19 protein-coding genes and 1 tRNA gene are annotated in these 26619 nt (G+C 67.4%); 7 read left to right on the top strand and 13 right to left on the bottom strand.

Annotated elements, in window-relative coordinates:
* Positions 1 to 21 precede the first annotated feature (21 nt).
* Together BUE45_RS23825 and nth are read right to left on the bottom strand one after the other, a co-directional pair.
* Positions 22 to 675 (bottom strand): NUDIX hydrolase, encoded by a 654-nt coding sequence (locus BUE45_RS23825; protein WP_073381839.1) that lies wholly within the window; start codon positions 673 to 675, stop codon positions 22 to 24.
* Between the two features lie 253 nt (positions 676 to 928).
* Positions 929 to 1672 (bottom strand): endonuclease III, encoded by a 744-nt coding sequence (nth, locus tag BUE45_RS23820; RefSeq protein ID WP_178378632.1) that lies wholly within the window; start codon positions 1670 to 1672, stop codon positions 929 to 931.
* Between the two features lie 282 nt (positions 1673 to 1954).
* Here nth and BUE45_RS23815 point away from each other — a divergent pair, with 282 nt between their 5' ends.
* Positions 1955 to 2641: a Crp/Fnr family transcriptional regulator gene (locus BUE45_RS23815; RefSeq protein WP_084737744.1), complete on the top strand. Its 687-nt coding sequence runs from the start codon at positions 1955 to 1957 to the stop codon at positions 2639 to 2641.
* 168 nt (positions 2642 to 2809) lie between these two features.
* Here BUE45_RS23815 and BUE45_RS23810 read toward each other — a convergent pair whose 3' ends face one another.
* The 4 genes from BUE45_RS23810 to BUE45_RS23795 are packed head-to-tail and all read right to left on the bottom strand — an operon-like array spanning position 2810 to position 5078.
* Entirely contained in the window at positions 2810 to 3616 is an 807-nt protein-coding gene (locus tag BUE45_RS23810; protein WP_073381835.1) for an MBL fold metallo-hydrolase, read from the bottom strand.
* A 6-nt stretch (positions 3617 to 3622) separates the two neighbouring features.
* Positions 3623 to 4426: an NUDIX hydrolase gene (locus BUE45_RS23805; RefSeq protein ID WP_073381833.1), complete on the bottom strand. Its 804-nt coding sequence runs from the start codon at positions 4424 to 4426 to the stop codon at positions 3623 to 3625.
* A gap of 14 nt (positions 4427 to 4440) precedes the next feature.
* Positions 4441 to 4902 carry a RidA family protein gene (locus BUE45_RS23800; protein WP_073381830.1) on the bottom strand — a complete coding sequence of 154 codons (462 nt, stop codon included), beginning with the start codon at positions 4900 to 4902 and terminating at the stop codon, positions 4441 to 4443.
* Between the two features lie 2 nt (positions 4903 to 4904).
* Positions 4905 to 5078: a DUF4177 domain-containing protein gene (locus tag BUE45_RS23795; protein WP_073381827.1), complete on the bottom strand. Its 174-nt coding sequence runs from the start codon at positions 5076 to 5078 to the stop codon at positions 4905 to 4907.
* 114 nt (positions 5079 to 5192) lie between these two features.
* Between BUE45_RS23795 and BUE45_RS23790 the strand changes: the two genes are divergently transcribed.
* Together BUE45_RS23790 and BUE45_RS23785 are read left to right on the top strand one after the other, a co-directional pair.
* The gene (locus tag BUE45_RS23790; RefSeq protein WP_073381824.1) at positions 5193 to 6230 is read left to right on the top strand and encodes an ATPase BagA; all 1038 of its coding nucleotides are present in this window, start codon (positions 5193 to 5195) and stop codon (positions 6228 to 6230) included.
* A complete protein-coding gene (locus BUE45_RS23785; RefSeq protein ID WP_073381821.1) occupies positions 6227 to 7357 on the top strand; it encodes an ArsA family ATPase in 1131 nt (376 codons plus the stop codon). The genes BUE45_RS23790 and BUE45_RS23785 overlap by 4 nt, the downstream gene beginning before the upstream one ends.
* 335 nt (positions 7358 to 7692) lie before the next feature.
* Here BUE45_RS23785 and BUE45_RS23780 read toward each other — a convergent pair whose 3' ends face one another.
* Positions 7693 to 8037, bottom strand: coding sequence for a WhiB family transcriptional regulator (locus tag BUE45_RS23780; protein WP_073381819.1), 345 nt, complete (start codon positions 8035 to 8037; stop codon positions 7693 to 7695).
* A gap of 431 nt (positions 8038 to 8468) precedes the next feature.
* Here BUE45_RS23780 and BUE45_RS23775 point away from each other — a divergent pair, with 431 nt between their 5' ends.
* Positions 8469 to 10856 carry a penicillin-binding protein gene (locus tag BUE45_RS23775; RefSeq protein ID WP_073381816.1) on the top strand — a complete coding sequence of 796 codons (2388 nt, stop codon included), beginning with the start codon at positions 8469 to 8471 and terminating at the stop codon, positions 10854 to 10856.
* Between the two features lie 72 nt (positions 10857 to 10928).
* Here BUE45_RS23775 and BUE45_RS23770 read toward each other — a convergent pair whose 3' ends face one another.
* The gene (locus BUE45_RS23770) at positions 10929 to 11384 is read right to left on the bottom strand and encodes a GatB/YqeY domain-containing protein (protein WP_073381813.1); all 456 of its coding nucleotides are present in this window, start codon (positions 11382 to 11384) and stop codon (positions 10929 to 10931) included.
* A 165-nt stretch (positions 11385 to 11549) separates the two neighbouring features.
* Between BUE45_RS23770 and BUE45_RS23765 the strand changes: the two genes are divergently transcribed.
* The 3 genes from BUE45_RS23765 (at position 11550) to BUE45_RS23755 (ending at position 13239) form a co-directional block, all read left to right on the top strand.
* Positions 11550 to 12479 carry a metallophosphoesterase gene (locus BUE45_RS23765; RefSeq protein ID WP_073381811.1) on the top strand — a complete coding sequence of 310 codons (930 nt, stop codon included), beginning with the start codon at positions 11550 to 11552 and terminating at the stop codon, positions 12477 to 12479.
* A 64-nt stretch (positions 12480 to 12543) separates the two neighbouring features.
* Positions 12544 to 12617, top strand: a tRNA-Pro gene (locus tag BUE45_RS23760).
* A 325-nt stretch (positions 12618 to 12942) separates the two neighbouring features.
* Positions 12943 to 13239 (top strand): hypothetical protein, encoded by a 297-nt coding sequence (locus BUE45_RS23755; RefSeq protein ID WP_073381808.1) that lies wholly within the window; start codon positions 12943 to 12945, stop codon positions 13237 to 13239.
* Between the two features lie 522 nt (positions 13240 to 13761).
* On the opposite strand, the gene BUE45_RS33560 is transcribed toward BUE45_RS23755, so the two are convergent.
* The 5 genes from BUE45_RS33560 to BUE45_RS23730 form a co-directional block, all read right to left on the bottom strand.
* Entirely contained in the window at positions 13762 to 14877 is a 1116-nt protein-coding gene (locus BUE45_RS33560; RefSeq protein ID WP_245833440.1) for an MrcB family domain-containing protein, read from the bottom strand.
* Between the two features lie 223 nt (positions 14878 to 15100).
* Complete coding sequence (drmB, locus tag BUE45_RS23745; protein ID WP_073381806.1) at positions 15101 to 16903, bottom strand: DUF1998 domain-containing protein; 1803 nt, start codon at positions 16901 to 16903, stop codon at positions 15101 to 15103.
* On the bottom strand, positions 16884 to 20039 hold the full coding sequence (locus BUE45_RS23740; protein WP_073381803.1) for a helicase-related protein: 3156 nt from the start codon (positions 20037 to 20039) through the stop codon (positions 16884 to 16886). Before BUE45_RS23740 ends, drmB begins: the two co-directional genes overlap by 20 nt.
* Positions 20036 to 21553 carry a nuclease-related domain-containing DEAD/DEAH box helicase gene (locus BUE45_RS23735; protein ID WP_073381801.1) on the bottom strand — a complete coding sequence of 506 codons (1518 nt, stop codon included), beginning with the start codon at positions 21551 to 21553 and terminating at the stop codon, positions 20036 to 20038. Before BUE45_RS23735 ends, BUE45_RS23740 begins: the two co-directional genes overlap by 4 nt.
* Positions 21550 to 26289 carry a DEAD/DEAH box helicase gene (locus BUE45_RS23730; protein WP_073381799.1) on the bottom strand — a complete coding sequence of 1580 codons (4740 nt, stop codon included), beginning with the start codon at positions 26287 to 26289 and terminating at the stop codon, positions 21550 to 21552. The genes BUE45_RS23735 and BUE45_RS23730 overlap by 4 nt, the downstream gene beginning before the upstream one ends.
* Between the last annotated feature and the right edge of the window lie 330 nt (positions 26290 to 26619).

Genomic DNA, 26619 nt, shown 5'->3' with positions numbered 1-26619 from the left:
GCGGGGCGAGCGGTGCCGGCCTCAGCCGACCGGGCGCGGTCCGTCGGGCGTCGCTTCGAACACATCGGTGAGACCCTCCCGGTGCCAGGGAAGTTCCCATCCGCCCAGGAAGAGCAGCCGGTCGACGATGGCGCCGGTGAAGCCCCACACGAGCATGCCGTCCACCCGGAAGCCGGGGCCCCAGCGGGACCCGTCGCCGTAGCGCACCGTGACCCGGTTGGCGGGGTCGGCGAGGTCGGCGACGGGGACCCGGGAGACGGACGCCACCTCGCCCAGGTCGGTGGGCCGTACCTCGCAGGGGTCGCGCCACCAGCCCAGGACGGGTGCGACCCGGAAGTCGCTGAAGCTGACGTACAGCTCGGGGAGGCGGCCGACGACGTCCACGCCGGTGGGCACCAGCCCGGTCTCCTCGGCGGCCTCGCGCAGCGCGGCGGCCTCGGGCGAGGCGTCGGTGGGCTCGATCCGGCCGCCGGGGAAGGCGGGCTGTCCGGAGTGCCTGCGCAGCCCCTCGTTGCGCTGGATGAGCAGCACGTCGGGTCCGTGGGGCCCCTCGCCGAAGAGGATGAGGACCGCGGACTCGCGGCCCCCGTGCCGCGGCGGGCGCATCTGCGGGGGCACGGTCATCCCGGACGCCGCGTCGGAGAGCGAGGCGAGCCAGGACGGCATCGGGTTCAAGGTCGGCACCTGCCTTCGGAGGGGAGTCGGGTCGGCGGGCCGCCGTCGACGGGCCGTCGGCGCTGCTCCGGCACGTCCCTCCCCTGGGTCGTCATGTGATGGGACCCCGGCAGGGCGACCCTGCGGTGTCAACGCTCACACCATCAGAGTACAAAGCACGACACCCGTTCCTGACAGGCGTGCGCATGTGCGCGGCCCCTCGGTCCCGGGGTGTCCGCCACGGCCGCCCGGGACCGGTCGCGGCCGGGCGGGGTCAGGCGAAGGAGCGCATGCGCAGCAGTTTCGCCGCGGCCTCGGGGTCGGTGGGGCCCTCGCCGAAGGAAGGGCACCAGTGCGAGACGGCGCACGCGCCGCAGGCGGGCCGGCGGGCGTGGCAGACGCGGCGGCCGTGCCAGACGACGCGGTGGGAGAGCATCGTCCAGTCCTTGCGGGGGAACAGCTCGCCGACGGCGTGCTCGACCTTGACCGGGTCCTCCTCGTCGGTCCACCCGAATCTCCGGACGAGGCGCCCGAAGTGGGTGTCCACCGTGATTCCGGGCACATCGAAGGCGTTACCGAGCAGTACGTTTGCGGTTTTTCGTCCTACTCCGGGTAGTTTGACGAGGTCGGCGAGGTTCCCTGGGACCTCGCCTCCGTGTTGTTCGCACAACGCCTGACCGAGCCCCATGAGGCTGTTCGCCTTGGCCCGGAAGAAACCGAGAGGTCGGATGATCCCCTCGAGTTCGTCGCGATCGGCGCCGGCGTAGGCCTCGGCGTCGGGGTAGCGGGCGAACAGCGTCGGGGTGACCTGGTTGACCCGCTTGTCCGTGCACTGCGCGGACAGGATCGTGGCGACCAGCAGCTCCAGCGGGGTCGTGAAGTTCAGTTCGGCGTGGGCGTCCGGGTAGAGCTCGGCGAGCTCCCGGTACATCCTGCGGGCACGTCGGACCAGCGCGAGGCGGCTCTCCCCCGTGGGGGTGGGCGCGGGAACGCTCGCGTTCGGTGTGTCACGGGGCATCGTCACAGGGTAGGGGGCCGTGGGGATCGCCGCGCGGTCCACCGAAGGTCCGACCCCCTCGCGGAACAGAGGGGCCCCGGACGGGATTATGTAACCAATGTCCCGCTGGCACGGCGCGGAGATCCCTGCTAGAAGCCGATCACGACTAAGATCGCAGGGGCTGACGTCGGCCAGTCGTGGGCACGTGGTCTCCCGGCGGACAAGCCGAGGCAACGACCTGGTTTCACACCCGGGTGCGATATACGTCACACTGTTGGCGGTCAGGTTTTAGTAGGAGGACATGTGGTGGACGACATCAACGAGGTGCTGCGCAAGGCCCCCTTGTTCGAGACCCTGGACGAGGAGGACACCGCCGCACTGCGCTCCTCGGTCAACGAGGTGCGCCTGGGACGGGGCCAGACCCTGTTCAACGAGGGCGACGAGGGCGACCGCCTGTACGTCATCCTCAACGGGAAGGTGAAGCTGACCCGCACGGCCGTGGACGGCCGCGAGAACCTGCTCGGGGTGCTCGGCCCGGGCGAGATGTTCGGCGAGCTGTCGCTGTTCGACCCGCGCCCGCGCACCGCGAGCGCCGTCGCGGTGACCGACTCCGTGCTGGCCGGGCTGGGCCACGACGACCTGCGCCCGTTCCTTTCGAGCCGGCCCCAGGTCTCGCTCCAGCTGCTCAAGTCCCTCGCCGAGCGCCTGCGCCGGACCAACGACGTGATGGCCGACCTGGTCTTCACCGACGTCCCCGGCCGGGTGGCCAAGGCCCTGCTCGAACTCGCCGAGAAGTTCGGCAAGGAGGGCGACGACGGCCTGCACGTCCACCACGACCTCACCCAGGAGGAGCTGGCCCAGCTGGTCGGCGCCTCCCGCGAGACGGTCAACAAGGCCCTCGCCGAGTTCGCGCTGCGCGGCTGGCTGCGCATCGAGGCCAAGGCCGTGGTCCTGCTGGACGTCGAGCGCATGCGCCGCCGCGCCCGCTAGGCACGGCGACCACCGGCCCCGCTGCGCGGGAGCACGGCGGGCTCCGGCCCGCGTCGAATCCCCTCGCCGGGAATCGCGCGGACCGGAGCCCGTCGCCGTTTCCGGGCGGGTCCGCGCGGGGGCGCCGGAGGGCACCGGGCCGCGCGGGGAGAGCGGGGCGCAGGGGTGTCAGGCCTCGACGCCGTCGGGAAGTCCGCCGTTGAGGGACAGGTAGCGCAGCTGGGCGCGGACCGAGGACGCCGCCGCGAAGCGGATCTGCTCGGTGATGTCCGGGTACACCCGGTCGACGATCTCCTCCACCCGCACGGCGCCCGCGTCGACGGCCTCCCGCACCTGCGCGAGCCGGGACTCGCGGTGGTCGATGTAGGAGTCGATCACGGCGCCCGGGGTGGTGAGGATGGGCCCGTGGCCGGGGAGCAGCGTGCGCACCTGGTTCTCGCGCACCAGGTCGCGCAGCCGGTACAGCGACTCCATGTACGGCCCCAGGCCGTCGTCGCCGTCGATGACGGTGGTCCCGTGCCCCAGGACCGTGTCGCCGGTGAGGATCGCCCCGTCCGCCTCCAGGTACAGGCAGACGGAGTCGTCGGTGTGCCCCGGGGTGGACAGCACGCGCAGCCGCAGCCCGTCGGCCTCCAGCAGCCGCCCGTCGGCCAGGCCGTCACCGCCCACCCGCATCGCGGGGTCGACCGCGTGCACCGGGGCGCCGGTCAGCTCGGAGAAGTAGCGGGCGCCCTCGGAGTGGTCCGGGTGCCGGTGCGTCAGGACCGCCATCAGCACCTGCGCGCCCTGCTCCTGCACGGTGCGCGCGACCCGCTCCAGGTGCCGCTCGTCGTGCGGACCCGGGTCGACCACCACCACCCCGCGGGAGCCGGGCTCGCGCAGGATCCAGGTGTTGGTCCCCTCCAGGGTCATCGGACCGGGGTTGGGGCACAGGACACAGCCGGCGCGCAGTGTGCCGGAACCGTCGATCCTCATCGCACCTCACTCACTGGGAAGGGGGTAGTCGATCCCGTCGGGGAGGAAGACACGGAGCCGGCCGTCGACCACGCGCACTTCGGGCTCAAGGGGGACGATATCCCGTTCCGCCCGCCGTACCCCGCCCAGGGTGCCGCACTCCGCCACCTGTGCGCAGGTGACCAGGGTCGGCGGGAGCATCGGCATGTCCCCCCGCTCCCACTCCCCCGCCACCAGCGCCGGGTCGATCCACCGGGTCAGGTCGGCCTCGCCGCCCACGTCCCGGGAGGCCTGTCCGGGCGGCAGCTCCGCGGCGAAGAACCACGTGTCGAAGCGGCGCTTCTCGGCCGCCGGGGTGATCCAGCGCGACCAGGCGCGCAGCCACTCCGAGCGCAACACCAGGCCCCGGCCGGAGAGCACGTCGGTGAAGGAGCGGGAGCGGTCGATCAGCCCCAGCCGGTCCCGCTCCCACTCCTGTGACGCCGTGTCCAGGACGGGGCCGTCGCCGCCGGGCTCCCCGGCCAGGAGCACCCCCGTCTCCTCGAACGTCTCGCGGACCGCGGCGCACACCAGGGCCCTGGCCCGGGGGACGTCGACGCCGAGCACGTCCGCCCACTCCCGCGGGGACGGTCCGGTCCAGGGCAGGCCTGCGGCCTCGTCGCGCACGTCCACCCCGCCGCCGGGGAAGACGTAGGCGCCGGGGGCGAACCCCATGGAGCGCACCCTGCGCATGAGCAGGACCTCCATGCCCGCGCCCGCGGGGCGCAGCAGGACCACCGTGGCGGCCGCGCGGGGCACCGCCGGCCCGCTCCGGTCCGAACCGCTCGACATCGGATCCTCCTCGCTCAGACGACCTCGACGATCATGTCAACCTCGACCGGCGAGTCCAAGGGCAGGGCGGCGACGCCGACAGCGGCCCGGGCGTGCACGCCCGCGTCGCCGAACACGGCCGCGAGCAGGTCGCTGGCACCGTTGATCACCCCGGGGTGGCCGGTGAAGTCGGGCGCGCTGGCCACAAACCCGCCCACCTTGACGACGCGCACGACGTTGGCCAGATCGCCGACCTCGGCGCGCACGGCCGCGATGGCGTTGAGGGCGCACACCGCCGCCAGCTCCTTGGCGGCCTCCGGGGTGACGTCGGCGCCGACCTTGCCGGTGGCGGGGAGCGCCCCCTCCACGAACGGCAGCTGCCCGGACACGTACACGTGGGAGCCGCTGCGCACGGCCGGGACGTAGGAGGCGACCGGGGCCGCCACCCGGGGCAGGGTCAGCCCGAGCTCGGCGATCCGCTCTTCGGGGGTGGCCATGTCTAGAGTTCCCGCTTCATGTAGGCGACGTACTGCTGGTTGCGCGGGTCGGTGCCCTCGGGCAGCGGCGCGGGGACGACGGAGACCAGCTCCCAGCCGTCCGAGCCCCAGTTGTCGAGGATCTGCTTGGTGGCGTGCGACAGCAGCGCCACCGTCTGGTACTCCCACTTGCTCATGGTGACTACCCCCTGTGCGGTGCGCCCGGCGGATCCGGGCACGTCGACGCCGCCACATTACTCATGCGGACGGCCCTCCGCGCGCGGCGAGGACGCCCGCATAGACTCCGTGGAGTGAGCGAGCGAGAGGACCGAGCACGGTATCCCGACCCCGCCCGGGCGTGCGCGGGCGCCCGGTTGCACATCGTCACCGGCAAGGGGGGCACCGGCAAGACGACCGTGGCGGCGGCACTGGCCCGGGCCCTGGCCGCCGACGGCGGGCGGGTGCTGCTGGTGGAGGTCGAGGGACGGCAGGGCATCGCCACCCTGTTCGGGTCCCCGCCGCTGCCCTACGAGGAGCGCGAGATCGACGCGGTACCCGGCGGGGGCCGGGTGTTCGCCCTGGCCGCGGACGCCGAGGCGGCCCTCATGGAGTACCTGGAGCTGTTCTACGGCATGCGCCGGGCCGGGCAGGCCCTCACCCGCCTGGGCGCCGTGGACTTCGCCACGACCATCGCGCCGGGCCTGCGGGACGTCCTGCTCACCGGCAAGGCCACCGAGGCGGTGCGCCGCCGCGAGGGCGGGCGCCGCCGTCCGGAGGGCCGCTTCCACTACGACGCGGTGGTCATGGACGCGCCGCCCACGGGGCGGATCGGCCGGTTCCTCAACGTGAACTCCGAGGTCGCGGGGCTGGCCCGGGTGGGGCCGATCCGCAACCACGCCGACCGGGTGATGGAGGTGATCCGCTCCGACCGGACGCGGGTGCACTTCGTGTCGCTGCTGGAGGAGATGCCGGCCCAGGAGACCCGGAACGGCATCGCCGAGGTCGGCGCGCTCGGCCTGCACGTGGGCATGGTCGTGGTGAACATGGCGCGCCCGCCGCTGCTGCCGGGGGACGCGCTGTCGGACGCGGCGGCCGGGCGGGCCGACCTCGGGGAGCTGGCCGCCGGGCTGAAGGCCGCCGGGCTGGACGACGCCGGGGACCTCGCGGAGTCGCTCGCCGAGGAGGTGGGCGCGCACGCCCGGCGGGTGCTGCTGGAGCGCCGGGTGCGCGCGGAGCTGGCGGGCACCGGGGCGCCGCTGGTGGAACTGCCCCTGCTGGAGGGCGGGGTGGACCGGGCGGCGCTGGAGGGTCTGGCCCGCCGCATGGCCGAACAGGGGGTGCGCCGGTGAGTGCCGGACGCCTGGACGTCGACGCGCTGCTGGACGACCCGGCCACGCGGATCGTGGTGTGCTGCGGGGCGGGCGGGGTGGGCAAGACCACGACCGCCGCCGCGCTGGGCCTGCGGGCCGCCGAACGCGGCAGGAACGCGGTGGTGATCACCGTGGACCCGGCCCGGCGGCTGGCCCAGTCGATGGGGCTGGACTCACTGGACAACACCCCGAGCCTGGTGCCGCTGCCGGAGGGGACCCCGGGGAGCATGCACGCGATGATGCTCGACATGAAGCGGACCTTCGACGAGGTCGTCGAGGAGCACGCGGACCCCGAGCGGGCCCGGCAGATCCTGGGCAACCCCTTCTACCAGACCCTCTCCACGAGCTTCTCGGGCACGCAGGAGTACATGGCGATGGAGAAGCTGGGGCAGCTGCGCCAGTCCGGGGAGTGGGACCTCATCGTGGTGGACACCCCGCCCAGCCGGTCCGCGCTGGACTTCCTGGACGCGCCGAAGCGGCTCGGGAGGTTCCTGGACGGCCGGCTGGTGAAGTTCCTGAGCGCCCCCGCGCCCAGCGGCGCGTTCAAACTGCTGGGCGCCGGCGTGGGGCTGGTCACGTCCGTACTGGGCAAGATCCTGGGCGCGCAGCTGCTGAACGACCTGCGGGCGTTCGTGGCGGCGTTCGACACGGTGTTCGGCGGGTTCCAGGAGCGCGCGGAGCGCACCTACCGCCTGCTCCAGGCACCGGGGACGGCCTTCGTGGTGGTGGCGGTGCCGGAGGCGGACGCGCTGCGCGAGGCGTCGTACTTCATGCGCCGGCTCGCCACCGACGCGATGCCGTTGGCGGGGCTGGTGGTCAACCGCACGCACCCGCTGCCCGCGGGGGCGGGCGCGCGGCTGGACGCCGGGGCCGCGACGGCGGCCGCCGAGGCGCTGGAGGCGGCGGGGTCGCACCCGGGGGCCTCGGCCGCGCTGCGGCTGCACGCCGACCTGGTCCGCACGCACCTGCGGGAGCGGGGGCTGCGGGAGCGGACGGTGTCCGCCCACCCGGGGGTGCGGGTGGCCGAGGTCCCCGCCCTGCCCGAGGACGTGCACGACCTGGAGGGGCTGCGCGGTATCGGCGCGGCCCTGGCCCGGGGGGCGTAGCGGCCGTACGGGGGCGGCCGTGGGGGCGCAGGGGACGGAAGTGGCCGTGGGGACGCCTGTGGTGTGGGCGGCGCCTATGCAGGCGGCCCTGCGTCAGGGGTGCCCCCACCGGGGCACAGGTGACGGAAGCGTACACAGGGGCATCTGTGGTGTGTGCGGCCCCGGCGCACGGCCCGGCACCGGGCACGACCACGGAGGCGTGAGTCACCGGTGTGTCCGTAGGTCACGTGTGGTGCCGACAACGCCGACGCGGGCGGCCCGGCATCGGGGGCGACCACCGGAACGCGGGTGACGGAAGTGTCCACGGTGGCGCGTGTGGTGTGGGTGGCCCGGTATCAGGGGCCGTCGGCGGGAGCGGTGGCGGCCACCGCGGCGGACGCGCAGCGGACCAGGTCGCGAACGAGGTCCTCCTCACCCTCGCGGCAGGCCTCCTCCAGAAGCGGGGCCCAGTCGGTGACCTGCGGGTGCTTGCGCAGCAGGGCCCGGCGCTCGCGCTCGGTCATGCCTCCCCACACGCCGAACTCGACCCGGTTGTCCAGCGCGTCCACCAGGCATTCGTTGCGCACGGGGCAGTCCCGGCAGATGAGTTTGGCGCGGTTCTGTGCCGCGCCCTGGACGAAGAGTGCGTCGGGATCGACCCTCCGGCAGCGTGCCCGGGTCGTCCACTGGTGAATCCACATGTGCGCTGCACCCCCGTGGGTGGGCTGTGACCGCCGGGAGCCCGGGTGACCGCGTGCTCCGAGCGGGCGCCGGGAAAGGGTAGGCTCCGGCTGACGAGTGGGTCGGACGAAGGCCCGCCCCGCTGTTCAGAAAGTTACGGACTTCGGGGCCGTTGCGACAGAACCCACTCGACCCACATTCCATCTCATCGAATATGGTCCGCTCGGGCCATTGCGCGGTCGGCGCGATCCCTGCCGCCGTGATGGCCCGGAGTCCCTGCACGGCCGAACCGAAGGGGGCAAGGGCTGCGATAACACATGAAAAGATGGTTTGGGGGACAGGGCCCGCGCGGTGCCGCGGGCGTTTCGGTACGTCCGAGCACCATCCGATCCACAGCGCACCTCTCCGCGCACATGTGGTCACTTAGTCTGATGGGGTGGGTCAGGGGACATTGCTTCAGAGAATCAGCCAATTGGTCGTCGTCAGTGCGATAGCGGGCCTTCTGGTCGCCGCGCTGACGCTGCCCGCTGTCGGCGGTGTGGGCATCACCGCCCGCAACATCGCCGCCGGGTTCCTCGACATGCCCAGCAACCTGGAGACGCCGCCTCCCCCGCAGCGCTCCACGATCTATGACGCCGAAGGCGGTGTCATCGCCGAGATCTTCGACCAGAACCGCGAGCTCGTCCCCTTGGACGACGTCTCACCGGTCATGGTCGACGCCATCCTCGCCATCGAGGACGCGCGCTTCTACGAGCACGGCGGACTGGACGTCGCGGGCACGCTGCGCGCCGCCCTGCGGACCCTGGGCGGCAACACCCAGGGCGCCTCGTCCATCACCCAGCAGTACGTCAAGAACGTCCAGATCGAGTCCGCCACCTCGCAGGAGGAGCTGGACACCGCCCGCGAGGAGACGATCGCCCGCAAGATCCGGGAGCTGCGGTACGCCGTCGCCCTGGAGAAGCGGATGACCAAGGACGAGATCCTCGAGGGCTACCTCAACATCGCCTACTTCAGCGACGGCGCCTACGGGGTCGAGTCGGCCGCACTGCACTACTTCGACGTCCACGCCAGCGAGCTGGAGCTGCACCAGGCCGCCACCATCGCGGGCCTGGTCCGCTACCCCTACCTGTACAACCCGCGGTTCTTCCCCGAGCAGACCGTCGAGCGCCGCAACGTCGTCCTCGACCGCATGGTCGCCGCCGGCTCCATCACCGAGGCGGAGGCCGCCGAGGCCAAGGAGGAGCCGCTGGAGGTGGACCTGGACACCCCGCCCAACGGGTGCGTCCCCAGCGGTGAGCCGTTCTTCTGCGACTACGTGGTCCAGGAGATCGAGAAGGACGAGCGGTTCGGCCCCAACGAGACCGAGCGGGCGCGCTGGCTGCGCACCGCCGGCCTGGAGATCCACACCACGCTCCAGCCCCAGGTCCAGCAGGCCTCGCAGGAGGCCGTCGACAAGTGGGTGCCGCGGGAGAACGAGTCCCGCAAGGTGTCCGCCCAGGTGATCATCGAGCCGGGCACCGGCCGGATCCTGGGTATGGCGCAGGGCCGCAACTACGGCCCGGACGAGAGCAAGCTCGGCGAGACCTCCATCAACTTCGCCACCGACTCCGACCGGGGCGGCAGCACCGGCTTCCAGGCGGGATCGACCTTCAAGGCGATCACCCTCGCGGCGGCGCTGGAGGAGGGGCTGCCGTTCAGCACGGCGTTCAACTCGCCGACCAGCGTGTCCGTGTCCGGGCAGCGCAGCTGCAACGGCGGGACCCTGGCGACCTGGACGCCGAGCAACGCCGGCGACACGGCCTCGGGCACCACGCACAACATGGTGTCGGGCACCAAGGCGTCGTCCAACACCTACTTCGCCCAGCTGCAGGCCAGGGTCGGCATCTGCGACGTGATGGAGATGGCCGAGAAGCTGGGCCTGAAGCGGGCCGACGGCACCCTGTTCACCGAGAACGAGAACTCGCTGGCCAACAGCAGCTTCACCCTGGGCAGCGAGGAGGTGTCCCCGCTGCGGGTCGCCAACGCCTACGCGACCTTCGCCTCGGGCGGCATGTACTGCGAGCCGCAGGCCATCACCAGCATCGACGACAAGCAGTCCGGCACCACGATCGAGATCGAGCCGGAGTGCGAGCGGGCCCTGGAGGAGGAGGTCGCCGACGGCGTCGCCTACCTGCTGTCGCAGACCTTCAACGGCGGCACCGCCAGCGCCCTGGGCATCGGGCGCCCGGCGGCCGGCAAGACCGGCACCACCGACGGCTCCGCGGCGGCCTGGTTCGCCGGGTTCACGCCGCAGATGGCGTCCGCGGTGTTCGTGGCCGACCCGCGCGGCCCGCAGCAGTACCCGCTGCGCAACGTCACCATCGGCGACCGCTACTTCTCGGTGGTCTACGGTGCGACGATCTCCGGCCAGATCTGGAAGGAGAGCTTCCAGGGCGCCCACGAGGGCCTGGAGGTCGAGCAGCTGCCGTCCGCACCGGGCAGGTTCGGCTCCACGTCGGTGCCCAGGCCGCCCTCGTCCGAGCCGGACGACGACCCCAGCCCGGCCTCCGACGACGGCGGGGTGCCCGACGTGGTCGGGCGGACCGAGGCCGACGCGGTCGCGGCCCTGGAGGAGGCCGGGTACACGGTGAACGTGTCCGGCACCCGCCTGAACTCCTCTGAGCAGGAGGGGACGGTGGCCGCGGTCAACCCCGACCCGGGGACGCGGCTGCCCAGCGGGGCCACGGTCAACGTCTTCCTGAGCCGCGGCGGCGGGAGCGCCGACGGGGGCCAGGAGGACGACGACGGCTGGTTCCGGGTCCGGCCGGCGCACACGCCGACCACCGGACCGCCGGACTAGCGGGACGCACGACGAGGGGGCCGCGGCACACGCCGCGGCCCCCTCGGGCGTGCCGGGGCCCCGCCCGCGGGGTCAGCCCGCCAGGCGGCGCTTGACCTCGGCGGCCACCCGCGAGCCCTCGGCCCGACCGGCGACCCGGGGGTTGAGGACCTTCATGACCTTGCCCATGTCCCGGGGTCCCTGCGCGCCGCTCTCCTCGACGGCGGCGGCGACCAGGGCGGACAGCTCGTCGTCACCGAGCTGCCGGGGCAGGTAGTCCGAGATGACCTCGCTCTCGGCGCGCTCGGCGTCGGCCTGCTCGGGACGGCCGCCCTTGTCGAACGCCTCCGCGGCCTCGCGGCGCTTCTTGGCCTCCCGGGTCAGCAGCCGGGTGACCTCGTCGTCGCCGAGGGTGCGCTGGCTGGAGCCGGAGGCCTCCTCGGTGGAGATCGCGGCCAGGACCATGCGCAGGGTGCCGGTGCGCACCTTGTCACGCGCCTTGATGGCGGTGGTGAGGTCGTTCTTGAGGCGGTCTTTGAGTTCGGACATGGGCCGATCCTACGGCGGTCCCCCGGGGGGCCACCAACGTTTTGTGCGCGGGGCACGCTGATCTGAGACCATCGTGGGGGGTGCCGGAGCGCCGTTCCGCGACCTCTTCGTCCCGAACGAAGCGCGTACCGCACCCCATCCGAGCCCGACGAGGAAGAAGGCCCCATGGGCATCGACAAGGGACGACTCCTGCGCACCACCGGCCGGGCGGTCGCGGTCACGGGAGCCGTCGGGGTGGCGGGGCTGGCGTACGCCTCGGTCATCGAGCGCAACTGGTTCCGGCTGCGCCGGTACGAGCTGCCGCTGCTGCCGCCGGGCAGCCCGCGCCTGCGGATCCTGCACCTGTCGGACGCGCACCTGACCCCGGGCCGCCGCATGCTCATCGACTGGATCCGCGGCCTGGAGCGGTACGAGCCCGACCTGGTGGTCAACACCGGCGACTCGCTGGCGCACCCGGACGCGGTGGAGCCGTTCATCGGCGCCCTGGGGCCGCTGCTGGACCGGCCGGGCGCGTTCGTGTACGGGTCCAACGACCTGTTCTCCCCCCAGCTGAAGAACCCGGCGCGCTACCTCTGGCGGACAAGCAAGACCGATTACCGCAAGCGCCGGGTGCCGGACCTGCCCTGGCGCGAGCTGGGCGCGGCGATGTCCGCGTCGGGCTGGCTGGACCTGAACAACCGCAAGGGCGCCCTCAAGGCGGGCGGCCTGGAGGTGGCGCTGGGGGGCGTGCACGACTCGCACATCAAGCTGGACCGCTACGACGAGATCGCGGGCCCGGCCGACCCGGCGGCGGACCTACGGCTGGGGGTGCTGCACTCGCCCGAGCCCGCCAACCTGGACCGGTTCGCGGCCGACGGCTACCAGCTGATGCTGGCCGGGCACACCCACGGCGGCCAGCTGTGCCTGCCGTTCTACGGAACGCTGGTCACCAACTGCGGCATCGACCGCAGGCGGGCCTGGGGGCTGCACGAGTACGCCGGCGCGTGGCTGCACGTCTCCGGCGGCCTGGGGACCTCGCCCTACGCGCCGGTGCGGTTCTGCTGCCGTCCGGAGGCATCGCTGCTGGACCTCGTGGCGGGTCCGGACGAGGCCTGAGCCACAGTCCCGTAATCGATTACCCGACCACTCCGGACGTCCGCTAGACTTGGGCTCGTTGCTTCGGGGTGTAGCGCAGCTTGGCAGCGCGCTTCGTTCGGGACGAAGAGGTCGTGGGTTCAAATCCCGCCACCCCGACAGAGCGAGAGGCCGGTCCTTCGGGACCGGCCTCTCGGCGTTTCTACGGGGGGTGTGTGTCCACGGTCAACCGGGCCGGGCGGCCCGGCGGGGCCGGTCTCTGGAGGCGCCCGCCCCACCGTGGGGGCGCGTCCGGGCCGAATCTGCAACGGTCTCGGTGTCCGTGTCGGGGCCACCCCTATCAGGCCGATTCACGCGGTGGGGGTTGCGCAACGGCTTTGCTCCCTGTCGACTTGTCGGCAGTGGTGGACGGTTGGTCCACCCACCATCCGGAACAGCTCTGCCTCTCGAAGTCACCACCCCCGCACGACTAGGAGGGGCCCACATGACCGGCCGGCACCGCGCCCCGTACGACCCCGAAGCGAAAAGGCTCGAACGCGAGGTCGTGAAACGCGAGCGTGCGGCACGCGCCCCCGCACCCGCGAACCGGTGGTTGGTCAAGTTCTCGATCATGGCCCTGGTGCTGACCGCGGCGTTCGGAGTCTTCGTGTGGTTCGAGAACCCGCGAGGAATGTGGGTCGTGGGACTGAGCGCGCTGATCCACCTGACCAACCTCGTCCGGGAGACCCGCGCTCACCTGAGGCACCGAGCGGCTTCCACCCCGGAGGACGCACCCCGCTGACACGGCACCGCCGGACCAGCCCCACGCAGGGCGAAAGCCCTGGCCTCACCAACGGCCGCCCCGGCCTTTGTTCCCGATCACCGACGTCGTCATCGTGATCGGCTCCGGAGCGTGAATCGTGCTCGGCCGCCCGGAAGGATGGTCGGCGTTCGTGTCCTGGGATGTACTGATCGCATGGCTGGTCTGCCTCGGATGGGCCTTCCATCGACACGGAATGACACAGGCCGTCTCGTCGGGGTACAGGTCCGCCGACTCCGAGCATATGGACGGCCGGCGAGTATGCACCCGGGGCAGGAGGAAACAGAACCCGATGCGGGCCACCATCGTGGCCGAGCACCCCGAGCGCATGTTGTGGACCGACGAGATGAGACGGAGAAGTCGCACGATGCCATCACGGTCCGCGCTACGGCTATCACCCCCTGCTTCAGGCATTTTCCAACGTCGAGGTGCTGTTCCCGCGAACATCGGAGAAACACCATGAGAGGGCGCGGCATGCCTCACCCGCTATCACGAACCGACGTGTCAGAGCGCCTTCTCAACCTCAGAACGATAAATGTAGGAGACAACGGTGAGGTCTTCCTCCGCGATCTCCCACGGCGAAGTGCAGTGCAGCACACCACCACTCGCCATAGGTGGTGACACACTCCGATCCAATCGAATCGAGTGGACGATCACCAGGGCGTTGGCCGGCACGAACTGACGCTGCTTCTCGACCTCGGCACGAGTGAGAATCACTTGACCCCCCTCGGAGACGGTTCCCTTCACCTCTACGTGGAGACGTTCGTCTCCCCGCTTCAACAGCAGGTCGTAAGACTCCTCGGCCCCGACATCCTCGACGATCCATCCCCGGTCTTCGAAGTAAGCGGTGGCCATACCGACGCTGTGCAGTTCCAACGCTCGTCGGTCAGGTGCGTCGAGCCGAAATCCCTGCCCCTTGAAGTCCCTCGTTCGACGTCCGGCCGTCTCGGCCGCTGCTTCGGTCGCATCCAGCACTTCGGGAGGCACTTCACCCGGGATGTACGGAGATGTGTCCTCCCCCTGATGAATCTCGGAGAGCAAGCGGGTCATGAACAGCAGATCCTGGACCAGGACGGTGTCATTCGGCATGGTGTGACGGTCGTACTCGATCGCGATCACGCTCCCCGCCGCATATCCCCGTGCCACTTTCGACTTCGTGGCTTGGAGGTCAATGGATTCGATGAGGTCGTCACGCTCGGAGAGCAACCCTTTGAGGAGAGGTCGCGCCCACGCCACCCGCTCGGAGAGTTGTTCAGGACTTCGCCGTGCGAAGTCGGTCCCGGTCCATCGGGTGGTGCCTTGGATCAGGGAGAGGTATACCCGATTCCCCTGCGCGCTGAAGAGATAGACCAGGTACCAACCGGTCGTCGCACTGGGGGACCGTAGGGGGAGGTGAACCCGTGTCCAGGGGACCTCCGTCTTGAGCCCCGTGCCGTCTCGTCCTTCCACTCCCACCTCGGATTCGGGCACCTCCAGCACCTCCGCCAGCGTTGCGGTGTGCAGCCGGAGTTGATCTGGGAGGGTCTTACGGATCAGAACCCCACGGCGCCTCATCGCCTCGGTGTTCTTCGCGCTCCACTGCTTCTGAAGGTCAAGGATCTCAATCAAGGTCTCGTCCACGAAACCGAGCCTAGAGAACCCCATCGAAACGGACCAAATGGGTATTGTTCTGGCACCCAAACGGTGGAAGGTCAGGAGAGGTCGGTCCGTCAGAACCGGGAAGTCGTCACGACCACGCCGGCAACGGTGGCTTCCGCGTTGTCGTGTGCACGAGCCAGAGGGACGACCTCTCGGCGTTCCGGATCCTTCGCGCCGAGGTCCTCGGCCTCGAAGCGAACACCTGTCATCCGAGTCGCCGAACCTCTGTGAGAACGTCCTCCAGTAGTCCCTTCACGTCGCTTCCCCCCAGGAGCAGTTGCCGGTCAAGCAAGCGGTTCCCGGTCTCACACGAGGTCTCACTGACCAAGGCACAACCGTGGCAGGCCGAAAGGTTCATCTGCGAGGCTCCTTGCTTGTCGCTCTCGATGCAGACCGGGTCGTTCGAGCAGAAGTCCGCGTCATCGAGGGCCGCCACGATGAGAGGGATGAGCTTGGACGGCTCACCGAGCCTGACGAGCCCTCCCAGAGTCCCCTGGGAATCACCCGAGGCCGTGTAGATCAAAATTCCGGCCGTCTTGTCGGCACGCTCGGAGTTGGCGTAGATCCGCTCCTGAAGCGCCGCGGACGCATAGCCGCTCTCAAAGGCCAATCGACGAATGATCAGGTGCGCCAGAGTGTGTAGCGCCACGTACCGCGGCTCTGGGGTGTCGAGGCGATCGGCCAGCGCCGAGTGCTCCTTGCGTCTCGTAAGGATGCCCGCGCGGGCCCGCACCCCCGGCTGTTCCTCCCAGGCGCCGAGGAGTTCCTCGTTGAACCGGATGAAGATCCCCTCTCCGAACAACTCGATCGCGGGATAAGTGGGATACCTTCGCCGGTTCGGCCCGAGGTCGACGTCGATCAGTGCCGCGTCCATGCCATTGCGCCGGAAACCACGCAGGGCGATGACCTCGCGGACCCGGCGCACCATACCGACACCACCGATGGCGCGGAGGAGACTCTCCGGTCCCTCGACGTCATCAAAGGTCCGGCCATCGACGACGAAGTCGCCTCCCTCGCGATCACGGACGGCGTCGAGTTTCTTGAGGAAGGCGGCCCACTCCCCGTCCTTGAGGTCGAGCAGCATGTCATCCGCCGCGACCTCCCCCTCGGCCACCGTGACGAGCACCGTCTCCTTCGACACACCGAGTTCCTCGGCGATCCACTCGGCCACCATGTCCGCTTGTGGACCACCGTTGTCCGCCACGACCTTCGCGAAGTACACATGGCCGCGGATCCTCTCCGCGAGCTCGACCGACGGAGGAGCCTCCTCCGGAATGTCCAGGGCCGATATCTTCTCGGCCATGTAGTTACCGGTGGCACCACGCTGTACAGCGTTCAGCGCATTTTGGCAGGGTTCCTTGACCGAATTCTCCGGTTCCCAGGGTTGTCGCCCTGCGCAACGAATACCGTCCCGACTCAAGGCGCCCGCTGTGACGAGCTCCTGTAGAACCCGGGAGTTGCCACAACCGTTGCACTTGACCGCCAATGACAACAGACCTTCGCCTCGCCCGGCATACTTCTTGAACTTGAGTGACCGGTAATCACGACAAAAGCGGACTTCTTCGTTCTGAAGCGCAGCACTCCCACGATGCGCCCACTTGAACCAGTTGATGTCCTGGATGTGACTCCCCTTTTCGCAGATGGCGACATATCGCATCGGCACCAGAAGGCCACCACATTCACACTTGTTGCTCCACTTCCCATTTTTCTTACCGGTCAGCTTCGAGAGCCGATCACAACGCTCACAGAAACGCCAGGCAGGGAAGCGCCAATACATCAAGGCGGGCGTGGTCTTGGCCGCGCGCCCCGCGTGCTCCGGGGGACGCCGCAATGTTCCCGCACCCAGCCGCGACATCAAGCGTTCACAGTGGATCTCTTGAGCATATTTTGAATCCCACCAAGAGGTGTCCGGGGCCATGAGAGAGGCTCCCCGGATATCGACGATCGCTCCGACACCGAAAGGAGAAATCGCCTCGGAAAGGCGTAGATCATGCTTGATCTTCTCCATCGTGAAACTCCTCCTGCGGTTCCCGGACCTCGACGGCCACATTGGGTTCGACGGACCTCATGGAATGAGCTATGACCCATCCCTCGCCATTTTGTCCAAATTCTTTCAACAGCGCTTCTTGGCCCTTGATTCGGGACTCATAGCAAAGGGTTTCACCGGATGACCGTGCTAGCTCAGCTCTTTCGCTCCACTCGCGCAGCAACCTGCGCACATCATGACGTGTTTCCTCTACTTCAAGGGGATCGGCCTGTGACACGTACCCGAGGAAGTTCTCGACCAAAAGCTCGACGGCCTCCTTGACCCTCGTGTCATCGAGATCGAAATCCCCGGCCGCCGTGTTCTCTGCGAGCTGGGCGAACGAGTGCCGCATCAGGGCGACGAGCGCACCAGCGAGCGAACGCTCCCTGGAGGCCAAGGACCATGGGGTCACGCTCGTGGGCTCGACTCTGCGGTACAGGGCCTCGTGGTAACCACGGAAGGTCTCGAAGTGCGACCGGTCACGCGCACGGGCCGATCTGAAGAGAGTGACAACGATGCCCTGTGTGTCACCACGCCCGACACGACTCGTCGCCTGGATGTACTCGGAGGTGGTCTTGGGCTGGCCCACCATCAGCATCAAGGACAGTCGGGGGATGTCGATTCCGACGGAGAGCATATTCGACGACAGGACCACGTCGATGGCGTCCTCGGACGTGTCGACGCTGATCCGGAGCGCACGCAGATCGTTGGGGAGTTCCTCCGCACCTCTACGGCTCGTCAACTCCAGGATGCTGCCGGCACGAACGGAACGCGTCGGGAGACCGATCCTCTCGGCTCGTGACTCCAGCCTCCCATTGACGTCGTCGATCACCAGGGTCCCGGTCCGGCCGAGCTCTCGAAGACTGTTGTGGTACATGACCAGCGTCCAGTAGGCGTCTCGGCTCACGGCCCCGGGGTTCTCGGTGGCAAGTGCTTCCGGTATCTCCAACATCGGGGTGGACGCGGCGATGACGGCCGACGGCTGGGAGATCGACTGTGGCATGAGACCGACGTAGAGACGTCCCTCCCCACTCTCCACTGGACGGGAGAAGAAGGTGCGGTCGTCATCGAGCCCGGACGGCGGGTAAAGAGCGACATCACGTCCGTACAGACCGCGCACCTGTTCCTCGGACGCACGAATGGTGGCCGTCGAGGCAACGATCTTGGGACCGGTATCGGAGTGGTTCAACAGGAGCCGGATGACGGCATCGAAGACCGCCACAGTGGTCCCGAGCGGCCCGGAGAGCAAATGGAGCTCGTCCTGGATGATCATGGAGGGCTGCTCGAAGAAGGTATCGATCCCGAGTAGCCTGCCCGCCTCGGGCTTGAACTGCAGCCGTGCGAACTTGTCAACGGTGGCCAACAGAATGGTGGGCGGGTCCTCGTAGAGGAGATCATCGACGACGGAGAGCGGAAGTTCCTGATTGAACTCGCAGGAGTCCGCCACGCAGTGGAGCACCACGGTGTTCCCCGCCAGGCGGACACCGAACTCCTTTTCCCGGCCACCGTTGATCTCGGGCACAAGGGGGGTCAGACACCAGGGGCAGCTCTCCACCTGGAATTCGTTCGCCTCCTGTGGACTCCTGGCGCGAAGAAGACGCTCACGGGCTTTGCCCGCCTCCCGCCGTGTGCCCGGCGTGACCTCGTTCCCCACCCAAAGACCGATGGAGAATTGCGCCATTCCCCTGACACGTGAGTCCTCCCTACGCATCTTCTCCATGGCGCAGATCAGAGCCGCCGCACGCTGGAACTGCTGAGAGGTCAACAGTCGCAGGGTGTACCGGGTGATCACAGCGGTTCCTCCACCGGCCAGGCCATGAGCCAGGCGCCGCCGGAAGATCTCGATCGCCGCGAGGCCCAGGTACGCTTCGGTCTTGCCACCACCGGTGGGGAACCAGATGAGATCGACGAGCTCCCGGTCCTTGTGCTTCGTGTCTATGGTGGACGCCAACGACACGAGCAGGAACCCGAGCTGGAACGGACGCCACCGCTGCCGCTGCTCGCCCCGCCCTCGATTGACGGCGGCTTGTCGCATCTGAAGCCGCATGGCCTTCATCCCGAGTGAGAAGGCCGTGCGCAGTTCTCCTGACGCGGGGCTTCGGAGAAGACCTACCGTTTCCCGCATCCTGTCGACGGCCACCAGAGAACGTTCGGCGATCCGAGCGGCGACGGCCCTCTCGTTTCCGAAGGACCGGGCTCTTTCCCTCTGCCCGCCAGCCCACTGGGCGAAGGCGTCGACGAAAGCGTCCAAGGACCGCAACACGTCTTCCGGGACCTCATCGATCCGCTCGAGGTGTGCCAGGTCCAGCGCTTCGGCCTCGACGGTCCCCTCCTTGAAACCCGTGGTCTCGACAGCGGGCACGACGAAGGCGGGCACTGAAGTGAGAAGGACCTTGGTGCAGATCCCCGTGTCGAACTCCCAGTCCGCCGCCATGCCGTGCCCGACCGCATAGATCTTCCTGTCGCGGTAGCGCAGGCGCAGCTCGGCCGTCTCAGGGTCGGCGTCGAAGGTCCGCGTTGAGGCGTACTCCAGAATGCGGGCTCCCACGGAAGGCATAACGGCCAAACCGACCTGGAACACCATGCGGGCGATGTCGTTCCTGTCCTTACCGGTGGATTCGCTCAGCACGCGAACATGTACCGTGACCAGGAAGTCGCCCTGAACAGCCCGCCAACGCGACCCGATCTCGACCGGGACCTCTCCCATCATCAGAGTGATAGGGGCCTGCCCACGGCTCAAAACCAGGTCGTCCACGAAGTGGGGCACACGGTTCCACCTGGGCGGACCGTCATCATCGATCTCGATGTACGTGCCGCATGAGAACTCGATGCCGACGGAGGCGCCGTCGGTGACGAAGGAGATCGCGACCGATGAGGGACGCCATTCCTCTGCAAGAGAAACACCCGTTCCTTCTTCCTCCACGTCGCCGCTGGGGACGTCGGCGGACACCTCGTCCTCTTCCCCCTCACCCGACACGGCTTCGCGTGGGAAGAGCATGCCGACGGAGTACTGCCGGTGGGGGAGGTTCATCGTGACCTCGTCGTCCCCGCCCTCGGGCCCCGCATAGGCCCGGCGAAGATGGCCCAACGCGCCTTGCTGAGCGGCAGTCAGCCTCACCGCGCACCCCGCTCTCGGAGAAGGTTCTGAAGTCGTTTCTTGTCCTTCTTGGAGGCGATCACATGGAGAGTGACGCGAGCGCGGGTGATGGCGACGTAGAACGCGGCGACACCTCGGTCGTCGTAGTCCTCAGGTAGCCCGAAGACGATGACGTGCTCCGCTTCCAGCCCTTTGGCGAAGCGGGGATTGGTCATCAGGAAACCCGCTTTGGTCAGCTCGGGCTCGGCCTCCCGCCGGACATCGATCATCCAGACGTCCTGCCGTCGGACCCCACCGGACACGAGTTCGACCGCGACGGCTTCGGCCGCCTCGGCATCGGCCTCTCCTGAAGACCAGTGCCACTCCACGCGGTCCCCGTGGACGATGCCGGGATCTCCGATATCGGCACCGAGGTACTCCTGGACGACGTGCACGATGGCCCGGGTGTTCCGAACGTTCATGTCGAGGTCGCATTGAAGAGCCTCTTCCTGGACGAGCTCGAACACGTCGGGATCGAAGTCGCCGTCCACCCGGGCCTGATTGTTGGGATCGAGGAACATCCTCCAGCGACCGCCGGCGCGACCGCCCTTGATCACCGAGTCGAGTCTGTCCATGCCGTGGGCGTTCATGAGGTCCTGCGCTTCGTCAACGAAGACGACGTCGTATCGCTGGTCACCGGACAGCTCGGAGAACGGAATGAGATCTATGTTCCTGCCCTCGATCCGTGGTCGGAAGAAGGCGACCAGCGAAGGGGAGTGAAAGGTGATCAGGACGGACCTCCCGCTGCCCGCCTCCTGCTTCGCGCCTTCCGTGAGCACCAGCGACTTCCCGGTGCCCGCTCCCCCGAACATGAGCATTCTCGGGTTACGGGCAAGGGAGGCGAGTACCCTGGCCTGCCCTTCGGTCGCCCGGTTCTGTTCCTCGATGACGGCACCGCGTTGCGCATCGATGACCGGCATCCGCGAGAACTCTCCGTACAGCCGCTCTCGCAACTGGCGAGTTCGTGCGACTTTGACACCATAGGGAGCCGTCCTGGCATCGGCGGCGACCTTCTCGAAGCCCTCCGCCAGCGCGGCGACGCTCATGCGTTCCCTGGCCCACCAATGACTCTCCTTCCAGTCGATGGCGGGCGGCGGAGCGTCGATGTCGGGAGTGATGACCACGGCTTCGCTCGCGTACCACCCCACGCCTTCTTCGTTCAGGATGTTGCGTAGGGCGTACATCGCCGACTGTGCTTGTGCCATCGGCGACTCGGTCAGTTTCTTCCAGTCGCCACGGCGGTCGATGCTGTACCAGCGGCCCTCGTGCTTGCGGACACCTCCCCCCTTGACCTCGACGAGGATGACGACGTTCCTCCAGAGAACGACGAAATCCGCCTCCCCCTGCTGTTTGGTTCCGTGACTGCGTAGGCCGAGAGAGAAGAAGGCGACGGCGTCAGCCGGAGCCTCCACCGACCGCAGCAACCGAGCCACCCGCCGTTCGGCTTCACTAGTGCTCCGGCTCTCGATGTCGGCGAGATCGGGAACCAGGATCATGTCGTCTGCTCCGTCCAGAAAGCCTCATATTCGCGATACCCGAGGAAGTCGTTCACCGCGCCGAAGTTGTCCGCGATGTCCACGATCAAGCACTCCTCCTTGCCCCCGTTCTCAGGTCCCCGCAAACCGCGACCGGCCATCTGGATGTACGCGCTGGGGCTGAAAGTCGGTCGTGCAATGTAGAGGGCGCGGACCCCAGGAGCGTCGAAACCCTGGATGAGCAGGTCGCAGTTGGCCAGAACCCGGACCTCGCCACTCTTGAACCTTTCGATGACATCGCGGCGGGTCTGTCGTCTGGTCTCTCCGCTGACCGCTTCGGCCTCGACACCCCGATAACGGAGAGTGGCCGCGAGAACCTGGGCGGATAGCACGCTCGGTGTGAACACCAGGATCGGCCACTCGGGGTCGCGTTCCAAGATGTGGTTCACGAGGACCTGCATGCGCGCCTGATCCCGACCGATGCGTTCAAGCACCCGAGAATCGAGTCTGCGCAGCTCATGGATCTTCCTCAACTCATCCGGTGCCAGGATGACGTCTGTGCCGGGCAGAACCTCGTGTTTGACACGGGCGAGAATCCCACGATGGACCAACTTCTGGTATACGTCCTGTTGGTCGGTGTCATCCTCGAAGGCCGTTATCTTGCGCCTACCGAAGCGGGACGCGAGTTCCCGTGTCGGCTCGCTGTCATCCCCACGCCCCTTGAACGGAGTCGCGGAAAGACCCACAAGCGGTCGTTCCCAGGTGCGGCCGTCCACTCCGAGCAACCGCAGGATATGCGTATAGCGGGTCGAGCCACCGGCGCGGTGCGCCTCATCGACGAAAACGGCCGCGGCCTTGGTCAGCCACTCGTAACTGGGTTCACCGAAGACTTTCTCCAGCTTGGCATCGGTTGCCACGACGACACTGAAATCGGTGTCCGGCTCGTGGACGACATTGCCCTCCCAGAGACGACCAATCGTCAATGGACGCTCGTCACCCAGTCCGCGCCAGACCGTGATGAAGGTCTGAACCGCCTGCTCGCACAACTCGACCGATTGCGCGACCCAGAGCACCGTCCCTCTCATGGAGCCGTCGATGAACAATCGCAACATCGTCTCGGTGGCCACACGGGTTTTTCCAGCTCCCGTAGGGAGCTCGACCATGGCCTTTCGCGCGTGGCCGTTCTCTCCCTGATAAGTTAGAACCGCGCTCAGCTTCCGGCTGATCTCCTCCTGGAAGTCATGCAGAGGATTGAGCTTGACCGCGCCGGGAACGACGAACTCCTGCTCTTGGGACTGGGTACGAGTGCCGGCGTACTCGGACCCGAAGCCCATGTCCCGCAACCAGGAGATCGTCGCCGACGAACCCGCCCAGTTGGTGGGCACGTCCGTGTGCCCCTCATCGGCGAACTGATCCTTGAGCTGCTTGATCGAATCGCGACCGTACACCGTGAGGAAGAGCTTGGCCACGGACGAGGCGTCGTTCACCAACCCCTGACCCGCCAACGCCGACCACAACCCCTTGGGGAGAGACTCCCGTAGGGTGTCGTCGCCGAAGTAGATCTCCAGGCGTTCGACGTCATCCGCCGCAGCCCTGGCGGCCTGCCGCTGCTCGTCCAGACGCTGATCCACACCTCGCTGGAGGACCGCTTCCAGGTCGGCGTTGGACATTCGGAGTTCGAAGGCTTCGTTGATGAGTGCAAGGTCGAGACGCTCGTCACCCTCGGCGGGAACGAGCAACCTTGCACCTTCACGGTGATACCTCAGCGACTGGTCCTCGACACCATCCTCGGTGGTCACTCGTTTGGCGAGGTGGATGGCCTTCACCAAGGTCGCGTTCTTCACTCGTTCCTCACCGAATGCCGAACGCAAGCCCGGGTAGCGATCGATGACGGCTTCCTCTTCCTGAAGTCCCTCGATCTGGATAGAGAAGGAGAAGCTGTCCTCGAAACGACGGCAGCCCACGACATCCAGGAGCGTCTCCACTTCTTCCTGGTCGGCTCGAAGATAGGGCTTGTGCCGCGAATGGAGGAGTTCTTGCTGCTCGTCTGTGGTCGCCACGTACACCAGATCGGGGTGCTTGCCCTCAACGGCACGTCCAACACGAGCGGGCACCATGGTCGGCCGCCCTCCGGGAAAAGCCAGCGCACCGGCCTCAAGGATGAACCGCGTCAACGTGGAATTTTTGATACGCGACGGGAACAGTTCCTCTTCGAACGCCTCGCGCAACACGTCGCCGGGGACGGCATCCAACGTCTTCGGCAGAGACAGGGCGTCCTCGACCGATCGTGATCCACGAAAGAGCGGGAGTAGATCCTCGAACTCGACGAGCGATGGCGAAACAATTCGTCCGGGTGTGCGATATCCGCGATTCGACCGCAAAATACCTGCTCGCTCCACCGCCCACCGGAGGGGCGAGGCAACTTCATAGGTCTGCCTCGAGTCAGTGTCTTCACAGGTCCAGAATTGCTGTTCGGAAAATCCCAGCAATCGTGAGGTCCACGACTCTCGCACCTCCTCAGAAGCTCCGGAATCCTTCAGCATGAGGAGCACTGAGAACGGACCCGGTCCCTCGTTCTGGTCGAACTCGATCCGTTCGATGGGACGCTCGCCGGGCCCGAGCCTTTGGTTGAGCTCGTCCATCACATACCGGTGGTAGTCATCGAAGAGGATCTCGTCCTCGATGGGGTAGTCGGCCACGGCGGTCTGAACTACGCCCAGGGCCGATGCCAACTCCGGGGTACACCTGGTCCTGTCCAGCAAACGATGGGCGACGCCGTCACCCAAGCCAACGCTGATGTCCAGTACCTGTCGCGGAGAGGACCAACCACCGTCGAGCGTCGGAACTTTGATACGACCGGCCCTGTCATCGGACAAGACCTTACGTGCCTGCTCCAGGGGGACGTCACGAACGGCAGTCCAGAGCTTGGGAAGTTCATCCTCTTCCGGCTCCGTTATCAGTTTCGCCACCCTGGCCCGAAGAATGGCGACCGGGTCGAGGTCACGGAAACCGTGATCGCGCAACTTACGCTCGATACCGGGGTATGCCAGAAATTCGGGGTGAACAAAACTCGCACCCTCGATATCAACGTCTTCGACTCGCTCGAGAAAGACCTCGTTTCGATCTGCTAGCGAGCGTTGGCCACCGGTCGTCGGAATCACCTTCGCTGTCCTGATCTTCTCCACGCGAGAGTTCGACAAGACGAATTCAAAGGCCCGGGCCGAGGATTTGATATCGATCCCCTCCGACCACTCCCGCAACCAGGTGAGTACACCTCGTTTGGGGATCCTCTCCAAGGCCCACTTCTCATCCAAACTCCGAGCTTCGGAGAACGTAGAGTAAACACTGTGGACATAGAGTTGCCGCAGACGCGTCGTGCGCTGGTTACCCGAATAGCAGCGCCAGTGCGGAACGTCGTCACCGGTGTTCGGTGAAGTGATCCATTTCTCGTGGTCCCGTTCGGTGGCGTCCGTGACCGCGAAATCAAGAGGTCGAAGCTCGGAGGGCGCTCGCAGGGTTCCGGTCGCGTCGGGGATCAGTTCGCTGCCCGAAGCGATCCTGGGGATGTGCGCGCACAACAGTTCATCACCGAACGACTGGGCCTCTCGACCACGGGCCGGCATGTACTCCAGATGGGCCGCAGGATCCTCAAGCGAGGAGACCTTGGGCAACATGCCCACGAAGATCTCCGAGAAAGCTGTGAGGATCTCCTGATTGTAGGTGTTCCTCAGCAAGGTGGTGCGGTCGTCGTTCACGCTCCACGGAGCATTGAACAGGGCGGACGCAGAGGTCTTGTCCTGCAAGGGGAAGTACGACCAGAACTCACCGATCTTACGCTGGGACCAGCGTGTGGGCACTGCGACCGTGATTTTGACACGGTCTCGAGAGACCGCCTCACCAACCTCCGCCTGGGCCTCCGGACCAGGGGAGTGCATGTGGTCTTCGACGTACCACTCGGTGTGGTCGTCTCCGGCTCGTTCGATACGGAAGCGACCATCGCCCAGGTCGCGGGATATGTGGCTCTTCACAGAGTCGGATTCACCGTCGATGACCCTCAGGCGGATCTCTCGGACATCGTTCACGAAGAGCAGGAACTCGGAGCGGAAGTTCTCGATCTCCCGCTGAAGACTCGCCGGGTTCAACACTCGAGGTAGTCGGACGATCGTGGCCGCCCACCCTGAGAGTTCTTCCAGAATCGGGTCCTGGTCGAACGCGGCATCGGCATCGATCCGTGTCATCGCCCGTAAGACCGGCAACTTCTTGACCGGGGGCACAGCCGATGCGATCGCCGTTCGCGCCTCAGGAGAGTTGAACTCGAAAGAGATGGACCGGCTGAAGACCTGTGGGGCGTCGGTGACCGCGAGCACAGACTTGAAACCGAGACCGAATCTCCCGATCTCGTCGCCCCGCTTACCACTGAGATGGGCGTGAGCGATCGAGGTGAGACCGCTTCGCGAAAACGGCCGACCCGCGTTGGCGCAGTACAGAACCCGATGCCGGAGATCGAGCACAAGCTCGACACGCCCTGTGCCCTCCACATGCTCATCGCCGCCCGACATCGCATCAGCAGCGTTCTGCACGAGCTCCAGGAGTGTGCGGTGGGAGTAACCACCGACCCGGATGGACTCCTCATGGTTGGCGTGTTCGGCGATCAGATGCGGATTCGCCTTATAAGAATCGATCGCCCGTGCGAAAATGGCGTCGACCTCGCCCGCCAACCCCTCATCGGTGACCCATGCAGCACGTTCCGTCGTCATGCCGCTACCACCTCGGCCACCGATACCGCAACGTACCCCTGCCAGACCAGCACTTACGTGGCTCCTGAAGATCGATCGTCCGTGAGTTCGGGAATGCGCGATATCCCGCACCATCACCCTGCCATGAACTGCGACCGCGGCAACAGACAAGAGCGACTTCTCATCGCCGAACCGACTCCCGAGAGCGAGGTGGGTCCTGCGAAGAACATTCCGTTATGTACCTTCGGACGTCGGTGCTCCGGCTGCCGTTTACAGTGCCCCCTCCAGATATTCACAGCCGGCCTCGTCGACATGCCCCCAGACGTACATCCGGGGAGGTCATCACTCTGA

Source organism: Nocardiopsis flavescens (genome assembly GCF_900141985.1).
Lineage (GTDB): Bacteria > Actinomycetota > Actinomycetes > Streptosporangiales > Streptosporangiaceae > Nocardiopsis > Nocardiopsis flavescens.
This window is presented reverse-complemented; position numbering and strand designations above follow the sequence as displayed.